General features: G+C 63.7%; 12 protein-coding genes. 10 read left to right on the forward strand and 2 right to left on the reverse strand.

Annotated features, from left to right (window positions below; all coding sequences use genetic code 11):
- Nucleotides 1–7: 7 nt before the first annotated feature.
- Both ABWL43_RS14270 and ABWL43_RS14275 read right to left on the reverse strand, forming a co-directional pair.
- Complete coding sequence (locus ABWL43_RS14270; RefSeq protein ID WP_242196673.1) at nt 8–721, reverse strand: cupin domain-containing protein; 714 nt, start codon at nt 719–721, stop codon at nt 8–10.
- A 22-nt stretch (nt 722–743) separates the two neighbouring features.
- On the reverse strand, nt 744–1,595 hold the full coding sequence (locus ABWL43_RS14275) for a GNAT family N-acetyltransferase (protein WP_404488292.1): 852 nt from the start codon (nt 1,593–1,595) through the stop codon (nt 744–746).
- A gap of 499 nt (nt 1,596–2,094) precedes the next feature.
- Between ABWL43_RS14275 and ABWL43_RS14280 the strand changes: the two genes are divergently transcribed.
- From ABWL43_RS14280 to argE, 10 genes are all read left to right on the forward strand, one after another.
- On the forward strand, nt 2,095–2,763 hold the full coding sequence (locus ABWL43_RS14280; protein WP_017478856.1) for a haloacid dehalogenase type II: 669 nt from the start codon (nt 2,095–2,097) through the stop codon (nt 2,761–2,763).
- 21 nt (nt 2,764–2,784) lie between these two features.
- Complete coding sequence (locus tag ABWL43_RS14285) at nt 2,785–4,059, forward strand: FAD-binding oxidoreductase (RefSeq protein WP_145160739.1); 1,275 nt, start codon at nt 2,785–2,787, stop codon at nt 4,057–4,059.
- Nucleotides 4,060–4,154: 95 nt separating this feature from the next.
- Nucleotides 4,155–5,792, forward strand: a complete 1,638-nt coding sequence (locus ABWL43_RS14290) for an ABC transporter substrate-binding protein (RefSeq protein WP_404488295.1) — start codon at nt 4,155–4,157, stop codon at nt 5,790–5,792.
- Between the two features lie 13 nt (nt 5,793–5,805).
- Nucleotides 5,806–6,762 carry an ABC transporter permease gene (locus ABWL43_RS14295; RefSeq protein WP_017478859.1) on the forward strand — a complete coding sequence of 319 codons (957 nt, stop codon included), beginning with the start codon at nt 5,806–5,808 and terminating at the stop codon, nt 6,760–6,762.
- Nucleotides 6,759–7,634, forward strand: coding sequence for an ABC transporter permease (locus ABWL43_RS14300; protein ID WP_145160744.1), 876 nt, complete (start codon nt 6,759–6,761; stop codon nt 7,632–7,634). Before ABWL43_RS14295 ends, ABWL43_RS14300 begins: the two co-directional genes overlap by 4 nt.
- Nucleotide 7,635: 1 nt before the next feature.
- The gene (locus ABWL43_RS14305; protein ID WP_404488297.1) at nt 7,636–9,477 is read left to right on the forward strand and encodes an ABC transporter ATP-binding protein; all 1,842 of its coding nucleotides are present in this window, start codon (nt 7,636–7,638) and stop codon (nt 9,475–9,477) included.
- Nucleotides 9,474–9,782 carry a (2Fe-2S)-binding protein gene (locus ABWL43_RS14310; RefSeq protein WP_404488299.1) on the forward strand — a complete coding sequence of 103 codons (309 nt, stop codon included), beginning with the start codon at nt 9,474–9,476 and terminating at the stop codon, nt 9,780–9,782. The genes ABWL43_RS14305 and ABWL43_RS14310 overlap by 4 nt, the downstream gene beginning before the upstream one ends.
- The gene (locus ABWL43_RS14315; protein ID WP_404488301.1) at nt 9,764–11,143 is read left to right on the forward strand and encodes an FAD-dependent oxidoreductase; all 1,380 of its coding nucleotides are present in this window, start codon (nt 9,764–9,766) and stop codon (nt 11,141–11,143) included. The genes ABWL43_RS14310 and ABWL43_RS14315 overlap by 19 nt, the downstream gene beginning before the upstream one ends.
- Nucleotides 11,140–12,294 carry an FAD-binding oxidoreductase gene (locus ABWL43_RS14320; RefSeq protein WP_262209557.1) on the forward strand — a complete coding sequence of 385 codons (1,155 nt, stop codon included), beginning with the start codon at nt 11,140–11,142 and terminating at the stop codon, nt 12,292–12,294. Before ABWL43_RS14315 ends, ABWL43_RS14320 begins: the two co-directional genes overlap by 4 nt.
- Nucleotides 12,291–13,448, forward strand: a complete 1,158-nt coding sequence (gene argE, locus ABWL43_RS14325; protein ID WP_262209559.1) for an acetylornithine deacetylase — start codon at nt 12,291–12,293, stop codon at nt 13,446–13,448. Before ABWL43_RS14320 ends, argE begins: the two co-directional genes overlap by 4 nt.
- Nucleotides 13,449–13,474: the final 26 nt, after the last annotated feature.

Consider the following 13,474-nt stretch of genomic DNA (forward strand, 5'->3'; position numbering starts at 1 on the left):
TTGCGCCTTATTTCACGGCGTAGACCTTGCGTACATACACCGTGCTGTTCCAGGCACACGGCGCACCTTTGGCCACGAATACCGTGTCGCCACGGTTGACCGTCACCGCAACGCCCTCGTCGTCTTGCAGCGTGACGCTGCCTTCGAGCAGGTGCATCAATTCATGCAGTTTGTGCGGGCGGCCGTGGCGGGCGTAGGGCGTCGAGTCCCAGATGCCGATGCGCAGCTCAGTGACCTCATCATCGAACAGGTTGAACGCGCGGCACTGCGGGGTAGGGCCGATCAGGATCTGTGGTTCGGGCGCGGCGGAGGGATTGAGCAGGGTATGCGGGGCAAGCAAGGTCAGGCCCGGGCGCGCCGGAGCATCGGCTTGGTCGACGGCGCAGAACGCCCATTGGCTGCCTGCGCTCGCCTGCACTGTAAGGCGTGTGCCACGACCGATCACGGCGCTGCTGCCGACCCCCAGCTCCAGTGTCTGGTCTGCGCTGCCGAGCAGCACATGGCCTGCGTGTACCACCAGTGTTTCGCTGTGGGGGAAGCCTTCGATCACGGCTTCGCCGCTGAATGTCACCAGCCCTGCGGACACGCCATCATCGCCCAGCCAGGCGAGTTGGCGGGTGTCGCCGAAGGGGTCCAGCGCGCTCAAGGCGCCGGTATTGAAAGACGTGGCAACGCGGCTGCCGTCGGCGCGAGCCAACAGCAGGATACGGGGAGATGACATGGGGAATGCTCCGGGAGGAAAGTCAGCCGATCGCCTGAGTGATCAGGGCAAAGGGGTGTACGCCGTGGCTGGCCCGGGGCGGCGTGCCCAGAGCCATCTGCGCGACGGTGTCGATGTTCTTCAGCCCGGCGTATTCGAGCCAGTCGCTGAGGCCGCATGTGACGGGAATGTCGATGCGGACAAAGGCATCCGGCACCTGGGCCAGCAGTACCGCGATCAAGTGCTTGGCCTGATCGATGTTTTCGGCAACCACCGGGCCGATGCAGCGCCCACGACCAAACGGCCGCAGCAGGGCGAAGCCGCGTAGCTGGCCATCGCGCTCGATGCCCACCGCGTGCTCCACCTGCAGGTCGCGCAGTACTTCGCGGCGGTCCAGGCCACTGGCGGCTTTGGCCAGCGCGAGCAGGCTGGGGTGGTCGTCGGCGTGCAGGGCGCGGCAGGTTTCGCCATCGGCCAGTCCCGGCAGGGCGGGCACCAACGCCTGGCCCTGATGCTGTTGCACTCGCCCAAATTCGACGAACCCCTGGCTGGTATACAACGGGGCGCCGGCGAGGGTGGCGTTGAGGACCGGCGTGCGCGCATCGCAGGCGGCGAGGGCTTTTTCCATCAAACGACGGCCGATGCCCTGGCCCTGGTAGTCATTGCTCACGATCACCAAACCGATGGTGGCGTAGTCGCCCTGGGGGCAGGTGAAGGCGCTGCCGATCAGGCGCTCGCCATCCATCACCACGAAACCGTCGCTGACACGTTGCAACATGGCCCAGTCTTCCAGGCGGTGCGGCCATTTGAGTTGCACCGACAAGGTATGGGCGGCCGGCAGGTCGGCCGCGGTCATGGGGCGGTATACATAAGCAGGGTGTGGCAGGGCGGACATGGCGAGCCTCCATAGAGCGTATTGTTCAGCACGAGGATGCTTGTATCCCACCTGTTTTAGAGGCTGGCAAGTGGGTCGGGAATATTCGGCAGATTCCTTGGGCTGTGTGTTGCGCGGCCACAGTTACTACTTAATTGGGGTAGGGGGGCAGCAGCAAATGCCAAGGGTGTTTTCCGGGTACATCTCCATAGCGCGGTCACGGCCATGCAAGCAATCCCGGCCAGCCACACTTTCTGCCGCCCCCACCCCCGTCCTTAAGCTTTTCTGCCCCTCAAAGCCCCCAAAAAGCGCACAAACACAGGCCCTGCCCAAGCCTGGCGCGCACCGCAAAGTCTGCTGAGCCCGGCCACCAAAACGGTGGTTTGTATTGAGCGAAGGTCTTTTTAGACGGCATATGCTGATTTCACAGTGGTGTAATGAACCTGTGCTGCAACGAGGCGGAGCCGCCGCCAGGGCAGTGAACGCTTGTCACACTCAACGAACTTCAGGACCGCACTCCATGAGCTTTCTTCGTCCCAAATTCATTACGTTCGACTGCTACGGTACGCTGACCAACTTTCATATGGGCACCATGACCCGCGAGCTCTTCGCCGATCGCATCACCCCTGAGCAGATGGACCAATTCGTCAAGGACTTCTCGGCCTACCGCCTCGACCAGGTCATGGGCGACTGGCGCCCCTACGACGAAATTCTCAAGACCGCCCTGGCCCGTACCTGCAAGCGCTGGGGTATCGAGTATCGCGAGGAAGGCCAGCTGTATTACGACGCCGTGCCGACCTGGGGCCCCCACGCGGACGTGCCGGCCGGCCTGTCGAAGATTGCCGACAAGATTCCCCTGGTGATCTTCTCCAATGCCAGCGACAGCCAGATCATGTCCAACGTCGACAAGCTCGGCGCGCCATTCCACAAAGTATTCACTGCCGAACAGGCCCAGGCCTACAAGCCGCGCCTGGCCGCCTTCGAATTCATGCTCGATAACCTGGGTTGCGGCCCGGACGACATCTTGCATGTGTCTTCCAGCTTCCGTTATGACCTGATGCCGGCCCATGACATGAAGATCAAAAACAAAGCGTTCGTTGCCCGTGGCCACGAAGTGCCAGGCAATGCGTTTTACGGTTACCAGCAGATCACCGATATCGGTGGGCTGCCAGCGTTGGTCGGTCTGTAACAGCACACCAAGGGGTAAAGCATGGGCAGTGAATCCTATTGGCTCGACACCGCACCGGCGTTCACCGGTGCCCAACTGGGCAGCTTGCCCGGGCAGGTCGATGTGGCTGTGGTCGGTGGTGGCTTCACTGGCCTGGCGGCGGCGCGTGCGTTGGCGAGCAAAGGGGCGAGTGTGGTGGTGCTCGACGCCGGCCGTGTGATCGGCGAGGCCTCTGGGCGCAACGGTGGCCAATGCAACACCGGCGTGGCCCAGGATTATGCCGGGCTGCACGCCAGCCTCGGTGCCGCCAAGGCGCGCGCCTATTACCAGGCCTATGAAAGCGCGGTGCAGACCGTCGTTTCGTTGGTCGAGCAGGAAGGGATTGCCTGCGACCTGGTGCGCAACGGCAAACTCAAGCTGGCGGCCAAGCCCCTGCATTACGAAGGCCTGGCCCGCACCTGTGAGCTGATCCGCCAGGAGGTGGATGCCGATGTCGCGTTGCTCAGCGCCGAACAGACCCGTGCAGAAGTCAACTCGACCCAGTTCCACGGCGGCTTGCTGCAGCGCAACGGCGTGCAGATGCATGTCGGTCGCTTCGGGGTTGGCCTGGCCGAGGCGGCCGCGCGGCGCGGCGCGATGATCTACGAGCACACTACCGTCAAGGATTGGAAGGCCCAGGCCGGTGGCTATCAGGTCAACACCGCCAAAGGCTCGCTGCACGCCGGGCAAGTGCTGCTGGCCACCGGCGCCTGCCAGCATGGCGACCTCGGTTGGTACCGTCGGCGCATTGTGCCGGTGGGCAGTTTTGTCATCGTCACCGAAGTCTTGCCCCAAGCGTTGATCGATCAGTTGCTGCCGCTGCGCCGCGCCTACGTGACCAGCCGCATGATCGGCAACTATTTTCGCCTGACCCCGGACAACCGCCTGCTGTTTGGCGGGCGTGCCCGGTTTGCCATGTCTGACAGCGTCTCCGACGCCAAGAGCGGCAAGGTGCTGCAGGCGGCGATGCTGAACATGTTCCCGCAGTTGGCGCACGTGAAGATCGACTACTGCTGGGGCGGCCTGGTGGACATGACGTCCGACCGCCTGCCCCGCGCCGGCCAGCACGGCGGCGTGTTCCATTCCATGGGCTATAGCGGCCATGGCGTGCAGATGTCCGTGCACATGGGCCAGGTCATGGCTGACGTCATGGCGGGCAACGCGGCGGCAAACCCGTGGGGTGAACTGGAATGGCCGGCGATTCCCGGGCATTTCGGCAAACCCTGGTTCCTGCCGTTCGTGGGCGCCTATTACCGTTTCCAGGACTATTTGCACTGAGTTGCCGTTGTTGCGTGACCGTCGTTTGCGTTTCCAGGACGCTCCGGACATCCGTGAGCACTCGATTCTTCCGATTATCGACAGGTAGCCTTGCTATGACTGACAACAAAAACACACCCGAGCTCATCTCCGGCCAGGAAAGCCTGCGGGTGTTCGAAAGTCTCAACCGTGGCATGTCGCGCCGCAATGCCCTGCAAATGCTCGGCGTTGCGGGCGTCGCCGCCGCTGGTGCGGGCAGCCTGTTCGGCGCCGCCGGCAAATTGTTCGCCGATGAAGCGGCCACCGAGGGCAAAGGCAAGCCGGGCGGCAAGATCCGCGTGGCCGGCATGTCCAGCTCCACCGCCGACACCCTCGACCCGGCCAAGGGCGCGCTGTCCACCGACTATGCACGCCACTACATGTTCTACAACGGCCTGACCCGTTTCGATAAGCACCTGGTGCCGCAACTGGAACTGGCTGAGCGCATCGACAATACCGACGCCACGGTGTGGACCATCACCCTGCGCAAAGACGTGACCTTTCACAATGGCAAGGCCCTGACCGCCGCCGACGTGGTGTTCTCCCTGAACCGCCACAAAGACCCGCTTACCGGCTCCAAAGTCATGCCGCTGATGGAGCAGTTCGCCGAGATCAAGGCCAGCGGGCCAAACGAGGTGCAAATTCGCCTTAGCGCGCCCAACGCCGAGTTGCCTTCGATCCTCGCCGTGTCGCACTTGTTGATCGTTCCCGAGGGCACCACCGACTTCAACAAAGGCATCGGCACCGGCCCGTTCACTGTCGGTGAGTTCAAGCCGGGTGTGCGCTCGATTGCCGTGCGCAACAAGAACTACTGGAAACCGGGCTTGCCGTACCTCGACGAGATCGAGTTCATTGCCATCGCCGACGAGCCATCGCGGGTCAACGCGTTGCTGTCGGGCGACGTGCACATGATCAACGAGGTCAACCCGCGTTCCACCACGCGCATCGCCGCGAGTACCAAGCACCGAGTCGTGGATGCGCCGTCGGGCAACTACACTGACTTGATCATTCGCCAGGACCAGTTACCCGGCAAAAGCCCGGAATTCACCCAGGCCATGAAGCTGCTGCTCGACCGTGAGCAGGTCAAGTCTGCGGTGTTCCGTGGGTTTGCCGTGGTGGGCAACGACCACCCGATCGCGCCGGGTTCGCGTTACTTCAACGCCGATCTGCCGCAGACGGTCTACGACCCGGAAAAAGCCAGGTTCCTGCTGAAGAAAGCCGGCATGGAAAGCATCACCATGCCGGTCATGGCATCGCCTGCCGCCACCGGTTCGGTGGACATCGCCGTGCTGTTGCAGCAATCGGCGAAACAGGCCGGGCTCAAGCTGGACGTGAACCGCCTGCGGAGCGACGGCTACTGGTCCAACCACTGGATGAAGCACCCGTTGAGCTTCGGCAACATCAACCCTCGGCCGAATGCCGACGTGATGTTCTCGCAGTTCTTCCAGTCCAAGGCGCCGTGGAACGAATCCGGCTGGCAGAACGATCAGTTCGACCAGCTGTTGATGCTGGCCCGTGGCGAAAACGATGACGCCAAGCGCGCCAAAATGTATGGCGACATGCAGACCCTGGTGCACGACCACTGCGGTATCGGCGTGCCGGTGTTCATCAGCAACATTGACGGCGTGGACCAGCGCGTCAAGGGATACGGCACCAACCCGCTGGGCGGTTTCATGGGCTACATGTTTGCCGAGCAGGTGTGGTTGGACGCGTGAGGAGGGCAGTGCGATGAATGGCAATACACTGTGGTTGATCGCCCGGCGTTTCGGCGCCGGGGCCGTGACCTTGTTGATTGTGTCCATGGTCGTGTTTGCGATCACGGCGGTGCTGCCGGGGGACGCGGCGCAGCAATCCCTCGGCCAGTTCGCGACCCCTGAGCAGGTGGCGGCACTGCGCCTGAAGCTGGGGCTGGACCAGCCCGGTGTATTGCGTTATCTGCACTGGTTGATGAGCCTGCTCACCGGCGACCTGGGCGTGTCAGTGTCCAACGCCATGCCGGTGGGTGAACTGATGGCGGGCCGGGTGCCCAACACCCTGATGCTGGCGGGCGCCACGGCGCTGGTCTCGGTGCCGGTGGCACTGGTACTGGGTATCGGCTCGGCGATGGGCCGTGGCGGGCGCATCGACAGCTGCCTGAGCTTTATCACCCTGGCGATGGTCGCGGTGCCGGAGTTTCTGGTGGCAACCCTGGCGGTGCTGATTTTCGCGGTCAACCTCGGCTGGTTGTCGGCACTGTCTTACGCCAGCGACATCACCTCACCGCTGCAATTCATGCGTACCTATGCCTTGCCGGTGATGACGCTGTGCTGCGTGATCGTCGCGCAAATGGCCCGCATGACCCGCGCCGCGGTGATCGACCAACTCGACAGCCCCTACGTGGAAATGGCCCGACTCAAAGGCGTCAGCCCCATTCGCATTGTGCTGCGCCATGCCCTGCCCAATGCGATCGGGCCGATCGCAAATGCCATCGCCCTCAGCCTGTCGTACCTGCTGGGCGGGGTGGTGATCGTCGAAACCATCTTCAATTATCCCGGCATTGCCAGCTTGATGGTCGATGCCGTGACCAACCGTGACATGGCGCTGGTACAAGCGTGCACCATGTTGTTCTGCGCGGCCTACCTGGGGTTGGTGCTGATCGCCGACCTGTGCGCAATCCTGTCCAATCCGAGGCTGAGAAACCAATGAACCCGGTCATTGCGAAATCCAAGCCTGTGTCTTCCGCGCTGGCCCTTGCCAAGGTTTCCAGCGGCCCGTCCTGGTTGGGGCTGGTGGGCGCCGTTGTGTGCGTCGTCTGGTTGCTGGTGGCGCTGTTCGGCCCCTGGCTGGCACCCCACCCGGTGGGTGAAGTGGTGTCCGATAACATCTTCGAAGGCTTCAGCCTCACTCATCCGTTCGGCACCGACTATCTGGGGCGTGACATGCTCAGCCGGGTATTGGTAGGCGCGCGATTCACCGTCGGGCTGGCGCTGGTGGCGGCGCTGTTGGCCAGCACCTTCGGCACCGGGTGTGCGCTGCTGTCAGTGGTCTCGCCCAAGTGGCTGGACGAGATCATCAGCCGCATCATGGATGCCTTTATCTCGATCCCAAGCAAAATGCTTGCGCTGATCATGGTCTCGGCGTTTGGCTCGTCAGTGACGCTGCTGATCTGCACGGCGGTTATCAGTTATATCCCAGGCTCGTTCCGCGTCGCCCGCAGCATGGCGGTCAATATCGAGGCCCTGGAGTACGTGCAGGTTGCGCGCACTCGCGGCGAAGGCCGTTTGTACGTGGCGTGCATGGAAATCCTGCCGAATATACTCAACCCGGTATTGACCGACCTGGGCCTGCGGTTCGGCTACATCGTGCTGTTGCTCAGCGGCATGAGTTTTCTCGGCCTCGGCGTACAACCGCCAGACGCCGACCTCGGCTCGCTGGTGCGCGAAAACATCGGCGGCCTCAATCAGGGTGCGCTGGCCATCATCATTCCGGCGTTGGCCATTGGCACGCTGACCATCGGTGTGAATCTGCTGATTGATTACTTGTCATCACGACGCAGTCGACGCACGGGAGGCCATTGAAATGACCCAATTGATTCGCGTCGAAGACTTGCGTGTCGTTGCTGGAGACGAGCGCGGCGAGGTGGAAATCGTCAAAGGCGTGAGCTTTTCCCTTGAAAAAGGTGAAGTGCTGGCGCTGATTGGCGAGTCCGGCTCGGGCAAGACCACCATCGCCCTGGCGTTGCTCGGCTATGCACGGCGTGGCTGTCGCCTGTCCGGCGGGGTGGTGCAGGTCGGTGAACACGACATGCTCGCCTTGAGCGAAAAACAGCTGCAGGGCCTGCGCGGCAATCGCGTGTCCTATATCGCCCAAAGCGCCGCAGCGGCTTTCAACCCGGCCAAGAAACTCATCGACCAAGTGGTGGAAGGCGCGTTGATTCATGGCCTGGGCACCCGGGTCGAGCTGGAAGCCAAGGCCATCGGCTTGTTTCGCGACCTGGCCCTGCCCAATCCCGAACGCATTGGCCGGCGTTACCCGCATCAAGTCTCCGGCGGGCAACTGCAGCGGGTGATGGCGGCGATGGCGCTGATCAGCGACCCGGTGCTGGTCGTACTCGACGAGCCGACCACGGCCCTGGACGTGACCACCCAGATCGATGTGTTGCGCGCGTTCAAACGCGTGGTGCGCGAGCGTGGCGCCACGGCGGTGTATGTATCCCACGACCTGGCGGTGGTTGCGCAAATGGCCGACCAGATCGTGGTGCTCAACGCTGGGCAAATCCTCGAACAGAGCGCCACCGCGCCGCTGCTCAAGACCCCTGCCCACGAATACACCCGCAGTTTGCTGGCCGCCGCACGGCCCGACACGACCATCCGCCCGCCCAGCGGGATTGCCGAAGACGTGCCGCTGCTGACCATCAGCGGCCTCACCGCCGGCTACGGCAACAAGAACATGCAAGGCATGCCGGCGATTCGGGTGCTGGAAGATATCGACCTGACCGTGCGTCGTGGCCAGGCCATCGGTGTGATCGGTGAGTCGGGCTCCGGCAAGTCCACCTTGGCGCGTGTGGTCGCGGGGCTGTTGACCCCGGCCCTGGGGGGGCTGACGTTCGATGGCCAGCCGCTGGGCGGCCACCTGTCTGAGCGCACGCCGGAGCAGTTCCGGCGGATCCAGATGGTGTTCCAGAACGCCGACACCGCGCTTAACCCGATGCACAGCGTGGCGACCATCCTCAGCCGCCCGCTGAAGATGTATTTCGGTCTCAAGGGCGCTGCCTTGAAGGCGCGCGTCGGTGAGTTGCTGGACCTGGTGCGCCTGCCGCGCACCCTGGCTGAACGTCGTCCCAACGAGCTGTCCGGCGGGCAAAAGCAACGGGTCAATCTGGCCCGCGCGCTGGCGGCCAAGCCCGACCTGATCCTGTGTGATGAAGTGACCTCGGCCCTCGACACGGTGGTGGGCGCGGCGATCCTCGAACTGCTGCGGGACCTGCGCCAGCAACTGGGGGTGTCGTACCTGTTTATCAGCCATGACATCTCCACCGTGCGTGCGTTGTGCGATGACATTGTGGTGATGTACAGCGGCCACAAGGTGCAGGCCGGCAACCGCCAGTCGTTTGCCGAGCCACCGTTCCACCCCTACACCGACCTGCTGATTCACTCGGTGCCCGAATTGCGCCAGGGCTGGCTGGAAACCTGCGGCACCACGTGCGAAACGCTGCCAGCGATTGGCGAGCGGGCCAATGTGCCGGAGCTGTGCACCTTCCTCAATCGCTGCCCGGTACGCGTCGACGGCTTGTGCAACCGCACTGCGCCGAGTCGCCGAACCCTCGACAACGGCGGTGAAATCCTTTGCCACCACGACAGCGCCCAGTTGCTGAATACCCAGCGGGGCGTCACCACCACCAGCCTGGGAGCCTATGCATGAAGGGGCGTTTTGTGAGGTTGGCCGAACAGGGCCGGCCGACGGTCAGCCTGACCGTGGATGGTGCAGCCATCGAGGCCTTGCAGGGCGACACCTTGATGGTGGCGCTGCTGACCCAGGGCAATGCGCTGCGCCAGTCGGAATTCGACAGCGGGCGCCGCGCCGGTTTCTGCCTGATGGGCGCGTGCCAGGACTGCTGGATATGGACCCGCAGCGGTGAACGCCTGCGGGCCTGCTCCAATGAAGTCCGTGACGGGCTGGACATCGTTACCACACAACCGGAGGCGACATGGCCACTGCACGGGTAGTTATTGTGGGCGCCGGACCTGCCGGGGTGCGCTGCGCCGAAACCCTGTTGGCGGCGGGTATCAAGCCGATCCTGATTGATGAAAATCGCCGTGACGGTGGCCAGATCTATCGCCGCCAGCCCGACGGGTTCACCCGCGACTACACCACCTTGTACGGCAGCGAGGCTGCCAAGGCCCAGGACCTGCACCAGAGTTTCGATCGCCTGCGCGGCGCCATTGACTACCGCCCCGACACCCTGGTGTGGAACCTCACGCCGGGGCAACTGTGCTGCGTGAGCCAGGGCCGCCATACCGCCGTGGGGTATGACGCGCTGATCCTGTGCACCGGCGCCACCGACCGCTTGATGCCTGTCGAGGGTTGGCAACTGGCGGGCACCTATAGCTTGGGCGGGGCGCAGATCGCCTTGAAAAACCAGGCCGTGTCCATCGGTCATCGCGTGGTGTTCATGGGCAGCGGGCCGTTGCTGTACCTGGTTGCCAGCCAATACGTGAAGGCCGGCGCCGAGGTGGCGGCCTTGCTTGATACCTCGCCACTGAGCCTGCGCCTGAAAGCCATGCCCAAACTGTTGGCGCGGCCTGGCGTGCTGTTCACCGGGATCAAGCTGCTGGCGCAACTGTACCGTGCCAAGGTGGCGGTGCACCTGGGGATCAAGCCGCTGCAAGTCATGGGCGACGCCGCCAAGGGTGTAATGGGCGTGCGGTTCACCACGGGCAGTGGGCGGGTGGTCACGGTGCAGGCGGACGCCGTTGCGCTGGGTTATCACCTGCGCCCCGAGACGCAATTGGGCGATCTGGCCGGGTGCGCCATGGCGTTTGATCAAGCCTCCAGCCAATGGTGGCTGGCCACCGATGACGCCGGACGCACCTCGGTGAAGGGCGTGTATGCAGCCGGTGACGGTTCGAAGATTCGCGGCGCGGATGCCGCCGAGCACGCCGGGCGCCTGGTGGCGTTGGCACTGCTGGAAGACCAGCAACAACCGGTGGACACCGGCGTGCGTGATGAACAACAACAGGCCTTGGCAGTGATGGACCAGTTCCGCCTCGGCCTGGCCCAGGCGTTCCCTTGGCCCAGTGAACAGGCCAGGGCCCTGCCAGACAGCGCCATCGTGTGCCGCTGCGAGATGATCAGTGCCGGCGAGTTGCGCCGCACGGTGAAGGAGAAGGGCGCCTGCGAGGTCAATCGCGCCAAGGCGTTCAGCCGCGTGGGCATGGGCCGTTGCCAGGGGCGTTATTGCTCCCAGGCCGGGGCTGAAGTGATCGCCGCCGCTGCCGGCGTGCAGGTCCAGGAGGTGGGGCGCCAGCGCGGCCAGGCGCCGGTCAAACCCTTGTCGATGCTGATCACCGAGGAGGTGCCTTCATGAGTGTACAAAAAGCCGATGTAGTGATTGTCGGTGGCGGCGTGATGGGCTCGGCCACCGCGTTTTTTCTGCGGCGTCGCGGGCTGTCGGTGATCCTGCTGGAGCGCGACCAGATCGGCCAGTACGCCAGTGGCGTCAACTTCGGCAACGTGCGCCGGCAAGGGCGCTTCCTTGGTCAACTGGCCCTGGCCAACCGCTCCTGGGCGCTGTGGAAGCGCCTGCCGGAACTGATCGATGATGACCTGGAGTTCATTCCCAGTGGCCACATGCGCGTGTGTTATCGCGAAGATGAAATCGCCGAGCTGGAAGCCTACGCGGCCGCGCCGGAAGCTGAACAGCTGGACCTGAAAATTTATCGTGGCGCCGAGCTGCATCAACGCTTCGGCTTCCTCGGCCCGGACGTCAAGGGCGGCTCCTATGCGCCCCACGATGGCCACGCCAACCCGCGCCTGGCCGCACCAGCCTTTGCCCGGGCTGCACGACGCCTGGGGGCGCAAATTGAAGAACGCACTGAAGTCGCTGAGGTGCAGAAGGTCGGCGCTGACTTTCATGTCTCCACCACCGACGGTCGCCAGTTCCACGCCGCGCAACTGTTGGTCACCGCCGGCGCCTGGGGTCAGAAACTCTCGGCGCAGTTCGGTGAACCGGTACCGCTGGACACCCACGGCCCGCAAATGGCGGTGACCGAGCCGGTGCCCTACGCATTGCCGACAGTGATCGGCGTCTACACCAAGATCCCGGAAGAAGTGATCTACTTCCGTCAGATTCCCCGGGGCAATATCGTCATCGGCGGCGGTTACCGTAGCAAGCCCGACATGCTCAACCGCCGTGCCTATGTGGAACCGCGCAGCATCCTCAACCAGGTCAGCCAGATGCGCCGCCTGCTGCCGGGCGTGGGTAACCTGAATATCATCCGCGTGTGGAGCGGCATCGAAGGCTACCTGCCGGACTCGCTGCCGGTGATGGGCGCCAGCGGCACCGTCGACGGCCTGTTTTATGCCTTCGGTTTTTGCGGCCACGGCTTCCAGCTCGGCCCGGGCGTCGGCGATGTGATGGCCGAACTGCTTGGCACCGGGAGCACCAGTACCCCGATCGAACCGTTCTCCATCACCCGGTTCGCCCCACCTGTCGAGCAAAGGAGCCAAGCCTCATGAAACCCCGGGTTCTCGAGATTCTCAAACAGCTGATGGCTTTCGACACCGTGTCGTCGGAATCCAACCTGGCCCTGATCGACTACGTGCGCGACCTGCTGCTGACCAAAGGCATCGAGTCGCTGATCGTCAAAGACCAGAGCGGCAAGAAGGCCAACCTGTTCGCCAGCACCGGGCCCAAGGAGCAGCCAGGAGTGTTGCTGTCCGGGCACACCGACGTGGTACCGGCAGCGGGGCAGGCCTGGACCTTTCCCGCCTTCGCCGCCACCGTGCAGAACGGGCGCATCTATGGGCGCGGCAGTTGCGACATGAAGGGCTTTATCGCCCTGGCCATCGACGCCATGCTGGATGCCGCCGACCACCGCCTGAACCGCCCGCTGCAACTGGCCCTTTCCCATGACGAAGAGATCGGTTGCGTCGGCGTACGGCGCCTGCTCGACGTGCTGCACCTGGCGCCGGTGCGGCCGTTTCTGTGCGTGATCGGAGAACCCACCAACATGCAGTTTGTGCTGGGCCACAAGGGCAAGGGCTCTTACCGCACGTATTGCCGGGGCCAGGAAGCCCATTCGTCCCTGGCGCCACGCTCGGTCAATGCGATTCATGTGGCGTGCGACTTTATCGCTGCCCTGCGCGATAGCCAGCAGCAACTGCAACGCCACGGCGCACAGGACAGCGACTACGACGTGCCCTATAGCACCGTGCACGTAGGGCAGATTGTCGGCGGCAAGGCGCTGAATATCGTGCCTAACCTGTGCACCCTGGATTTCGAAGTGCGCAACCTGCCGGCCGACGATCTGGAGCAATTCCTGGAGCAGATGCGCGAGCGCGCTGAAGTGATCGTGCGCGAGGCACAGAAGTTGTCCAGCGTGGCAGCCATCGAGATCGAAACCGTCAACGTGTATCCCGGCCTCGACACCCACCCCAGTGTAGAAGCCGTGCGTTTTCTCAAGCAATTCGCCGCGCCAGGCACCGGCACTTCCAAGGTCTCGTTCGGTACCGAGGGCGGCCTGTTCAAGCAGCGCCTGGATGTGCCGGTGGTGGTGTGCGGGCCGGGTTCGATCGAGCAGGCGCACAAGCCCGACGAGTTTATCGAGATCAGCCAAATGGACGCCGGCGAGCGCTTTTTGCAAGGTTTGCTGGGTTCGCTTACGGCCTAGCAGAGCCTGCCGTCCTGGGGCCAATT

Source organism: Pseudomonas sp. HT11, from assembly GCF_044875395.1.
In the GTDB taxonomy this organism is placed as follows: domain Bacteria; phylum Pseudomonadota; class Gammaproteobacteria; order Pseudomonadales; family Pseudomonadaceae; genus Aquipseudomonas.